Source organism: Bacteroidota bacterium (assembly GCA_034723125.1).
Taxonomy (GTDB): Bacteria; Bacteroidota; Bacteroidia; order CAILMK01; family JAAYUY01; genus JAYEOP01.
In genome coordinates this window covers 1-5,260 of the sequence record JAYEOP010000063.1, presented here as the reverse complement: position 1 = coordinate 5,260, position 5,260 = coordinate 1, and the positions used below count along the sequence as shown (strand labels likewise).

At 30.1% G+C, this 5,260-nt stretch carries 3 protein-coding genes; 2 read left to right on the top strand and 1 reads right to left on the bottom strand.

The window, feature by feature from the left end; translation table 11 throughout:
* Positions 1-1,163: ABC transporter permease (locus U9R42_02070; GenBank protein ID MEA3494800.1), on the bottom strand; the 1,163-nt coding region annotated here is incomplete at its 3' end.
* 542 nt (positions 1,164-1,705) lie between these two features.
* Here U9R42_02070 and queA point away from each other — a divergent pair.
* Both queA and rpsA read left to right on the top strand, forming a co-directional pair.
* On the top strand, positions 1,706-2,764 hold the full coding sequence (gene queA, locus U9R42_02065; GenBank protein MEA3494799.1) for a tRNA preQ1(34) S-adenosylmethionine ribosyltransferase-isomerase QueA: 1,059 nt from the start codon (positions 1,706-1,708) through the stop codon (positions 2,762-2,764).
* A gap of 161 nt (positions 2,765-2,925) precedes the next feature.
* Positions 2,926-5,046 (top strand): 30S ribosomal protein S1, encoded by a 2,121-nt coding sequence (gene rpsA / locus U9R42_02060; GenBank protein ID MEA3494798.1) that lies wholly within the window; start codon positions 2,926-2,928, stop codon positions 5,044-5,046.
* Positions 5,047-5,260 lie beyond the last annotated feature (214 nt).

The window sequence follows — 5,260 nt, the reverse complement described above, 5'->3', positions numbered from 1 at the left end:
ATTACGTTTTTAAATGTTAAAATCAAGTGAATATCATCTTGTGAAGAATTAACGATTATTACAATTCCTATTACTAGTAATAACGCAATAATACCCCCTAAAAGACAAAGGATTATTGCTTCTCCTAAAAACTGAGCAAGGATAAAAAACTTAGGAGCTCCGAGTGCTTTTTCAATTCCAATAAGAAATGTTCTTTCTTTTACTGAAACGAACATAATATTTGCCGTCCCGAAGCCACCTACCAGAATAGAAAATGCTGCAATTACCCATCCTGCAATACTTAAGCTACTAAAAATTTCATTTAATTTTTCAGTAATAAAACTTGCTCGGTTAAGTGCAAAATTATCTTCTTCTTTTGGTGACAACTTACGAATAGAACGCATTACTCCTCTTATTTCATCTTCAAATTCCACTTCGCTAATATTTTTAGCACTTTTTACTTTGATGGTTAAGTGCATATATCTCATACTTGTTCCGTACAAATAACGAGCGTAATTATAAGGTATAAAGGCTCTATCGTCTAAGCCTGAAATACTGATATTTGTATTTCCTTCTTTTTTAAGTACACCAATAACAATAAATTTTCTATTTAAAACATTTACTTTTTCTCCTATACAGTTTTTTTCTCCAAAAAGATTTCGTGCAACTTCATTCCCTAAAATTATTTTAGGATTTCCCATTCGTGATTCAAACTCAGTAAAATATCTCCCGTCCTGAAAATCAAAATCAAAAACTTTATTGTATTGATACGTAACTGCATCAATACCGATATTTTTTACTTGTTCATCATGAGTAGAAATAGTTTTATTGGAAATGCTACCCATAATTGCGATTCCTTCATAATTTTTGAGTTTGTTCTGTAACATTTGCATTTCCTGATAACTCACTTGAGGTCTGTTAACAAATTTCCACCAAGGATAATCATTATCAAACAACCAAGGCCATTTCTGAATATAAATAATATCTCCACCAAGTGATGATAGTGATTCTTTTACGTTTTTATTAAGTGAATCAATAAAGGTAAGAATTGATATAATTGTAAGAATACCTATGATTATTGCAAAAGAAGACAAAAGTGTTCTTAGTACATTATTTCGTAGCCCTGCAAATGCTAATCGCAGACTTTCTTTAATAATTTCAGTTATTAATAACCATTTAGGCATAACTTATTACTTCAAATAAACATAACAAATTTAGTATTTCAAAATTAATAGCAATAATATATTGTAAAAATATTGAAAAAGGTGGTTCTATGTCAAATACTGTGGGTAATCAAATTTAATTCACAGATTAAAAGGAATTTACTATAATAAATTTTTACAAAGCAAACTACCAAAGGCAGTTTGAAATCTGTGAATCTGTCTTTGACAGATGTAGTCTTACTTCTTATTACACTTAGCATATCTTCGACAGAAAAAATCTGTGGCAGTTATTCTATTCCAGTTTATCTGGATTAGGTTAGGTTAAACAGAGTTATTATTTATTTTTCATTCTCGTATTCACTTATTTAGTGCCTCTAAGAAAACTCTCCAAAATTAAAATAGATTTTTTCTAAGAGACACTATTTAAATTTTAGGCACTTTTTATGCTAAACAACGAAAACGCAAAATGCATCTTTTAACATATTGATATTAGCAAATTTAAAATTTATATGGAATCGAGGAATAAATATATTACATTTGCAGTTATTTAAAAATCTACACTAATGACAAAACTTGGACAATTCGGCTTTCATTTACCATTTAATTTGGTAGCAAATAATCCTGCTATTTATCGGGATGAATCTCGTTTAATGGTAGTACACAAAGATAGTGGTAAAATAGAGCATAGAACATTCAAAAACATTGTTGAATATTTTGATTCGGAAGACACAATAATAGTCAATGATTCAAAAGTTTTTCCTGCAAGGCTTTATGGTATTAAAGAAAAAACAGGTGCTGATATTGAAGTTTTTTTGTTAAGAGAACTTAATAAAGACGTTCTCCTTTGGGATGTAATTGTAAATCCTGCCAGAAAAGTAAGAATAGGAAACAAATTAATTTTTGGCAAAGAAGGAGAGGATATGCTTGTAGCAGAAGTTATTGACAACACTACTTCTAAAGGAAGAACTATTCGTTTTTACCAAGACGGTAGTTATGAAGATTTTAAAAAAACTTTGTACAAATTAGGAACAACTCCACTTCCAAAATACATGAAACGTGAACCATTAATGGAAGATGCTGAAAATTATCAAACAATTTTTGCCAACAAAGCAGGTTCAATAGCTGCTCCTGCTGCAGGAATTCATTTTAGTAAAGAGGTATTAAAATGGTTTGAAATAAAAAACATAAATATTGCAAAAGTTACACTTCATATTGGACTTGCATCTTTTCGTGGAATTGAAGTTGAAGACCTCTCAAAGCATAAAATGGAATCAGAAAATTTTCATATATCTTCAGATTCCGTATCAATTATTAATCAAGCTATAAAAAAGAACAAAAGAATCTGTGCTATAGGAACTACAACATTACGTGCTGTAGAGTCATCGGTATCAACAACAAATCAGCTATTGCCTGTTGAAGGATGGACAGAAAAGTTCATTTTCCCACCCTATGATTTTAAAATTGCTAATTCTTTAATTTCTAACTTTCATGCACCAAAATCGCCATTTTATATATCAGCAATGGCTTTTGGAGGAATGAAACTGATAAAAGAAGCTTATAATATTGCAATAAAAGAGAAATATAGGTTTATGGATTACGGTGATGTAATGTTAATAATTTAATCTATAGGGAGGTTCTATAATTATTCAACACCTTATTTTTCTGTAAAGAATAGAGAAACAAGAAAATTGTTTTTCAATAAATTTTCTTGCTTATTTAAAAAAAAATATTTTACATTTGCGCTTCCTAAATTTCTTAGGACAAAAGGAGGATATTAAAAAAAATGGAAGAAAAACAAAAAAATTTAAATCAAAGTAATGAAGGAGCTGAAAAAAAGGAAGCTTCTAAAACAGAAGAATCTAAAGGAAATATTCCTAAAGATGAAAAACCTGCTATTAAAGAAGAGGTAAAAGAAGAAACACCAAAGCAGGAAACAAAAGAAGAATTGCCTAAACAGGAAGAACAGAAAGGTTCAAAAAAGGAAGAAGAAGAAAAAGAGTGGGAAAAGAAAGAGGCAAAAGAAATAAAAGAGGAAAAAGTAGAAGAAATTGTTGAACAAGAAGAAGAATTTGATTGGGACAAATTTGAAGAAGACGACAATGTTTCGGATTATGATTCTGAGGAAAAAGCCAAATTAGAAAAGCTTTATACTGAAACTCTTAACGTTATTAAAGAGCATGAACTAATAAAAGCAAAGGTTGAACACATTACTGAAAAAGATGTTATTTTAAACATTGGCTATAAATCAGATGGTCTTGTTCCATTTTCGGAATTTAAAAACAATCCTGATTTAAAAGTAGGTGATGAAGTTGAAGTTTTAGTGGAATCTATTGAAGGACAAGATGGACAATTAGTCCTTTCATATAGAAAAGCCTTAGCTGAAAATGCATGGAGAAGAATTGAAAAAATTCACGAAACAGGAGAGGTTGTTCAAGGACATATTAAAGATAGAACTAAAGGCGGAATGGTAGTTGACCTTTTTGGGCTTGACTCATTTTTACCTGGTTCTCAACTTGACATTAAACCTGTAAAAGATTATGATTCTTATGTTGGAAAAGATATTGATTTAAGAGTTGTAAAGTTAAACCCTGCATTCAGAAATATTGTTGTTTCTCATAAAGCAATTATTGAGCAAGATATTGAAGAACAACGTCATAAGATATTATCTAAACTAGAAAAAGGTCAAGTACTTGAAGGAATTGTTAAAAATCTTACATCCTTTGGTGTATTTGTTGACCTTGGTGGTGTTGACGGTCTTATCCATATTACAGATGTTTCATGGGGAAGAATAAATCATCCTAACGAACTTCTTGAAATTGGTCAGAAAATAAACGTTGTTGTTCTTGATTATGATGAAGACAAAAAACGTATTTCATTGGGAATGAAACAACTTACAGAGCATCCTTGGGAAACATTACCTAAAGATATTGTTGAAGGAAGTGTTTTAAAAGGTAAAATTGTAAACATTGAAGATTACGGAGCTTTCGTAGAAATTTTCCCAGGTGTTGAAGGTCTTGTTCATGTTTCAGAAATGACATGGTCACAGCATCTTAAATCTCCTTCCGATTATATTGCACTTCATCAGGAAGTAGAAGTAAAAGTTTTAACTATTTCAAGAGAAGACAGAAAACTTTCACTTGGTTTAAAACAACTTACAGAAGATCCTTGGAAAAAAATTGGTGAAAAATATCCAAAAGAAACAAATATCACAACAGAAGTTAAAAACATTACAAACTTTGGACTTTTTGTAGAATTGGAAGAAGGCGTTGACGGATTGATTCATATTTCAGATCTTTCATGGACTAAGAAAATCAATCACCCATCGGAATTTGCTAAAGTTGCTGATAAAATTGAATGTGTAGTTCTTGAAATTGATATTGAAAACAGAAGATTAAGTCTTGGACATAAGCAAATAGAAGAAGATCCATGGGAAACATTCCGTGATATTTTTGAAATTGGAACCGTTCACGAATGTTCCGTTGCAAGAATTGATGAAAAAGGTGCTACCATTACTCTTCCATACAACATTGAAGGATACGCTCCTGCAAAACATTTACTTAAAGAGGACAACTCTAAAATTAAGGAAGATGATGTTCTTGTATTTATGATTATTGAAGTTGATAGAAATAACAGAAAAATTACTGTTTCACATACAAGAACATGGAAAGAAGCAATAAAAGCCCAGAAAGACAAAGAATATGCTAAGAAAAAGAAAGAAGCAGATTCAACAAGAAAAACTCTTAGAGGCGTGAAATCAAAAGTTAAAAAGACAACATTAGGAAGCGAACAAGATGTTTTAAAAGAACTTAAAGACAAAATGATAGCTGAAGAAAACAAGCAAAAAAACAAAAAAACAGCTAAACCAAAAGAGAAAAAAAAGGACGATAAAGAGGAAAATGAATAATAGTGATTCCCTTTTAATTTAACAAAAAAAAGTTCCGCATTTGTGGAACTTTTTTTTTGAATTTTTTTATTTGATTGTCATAAAAAAATTTGTTTGGTAATTGACAGATTCAAAATTAAATTGGTATAACTATCCCCAGCAATCAAGACAAAAAACATAAAATCTGACTAATAAATTTGATAAATCTTCATTAATAAAAATACTCTTCTTTTTC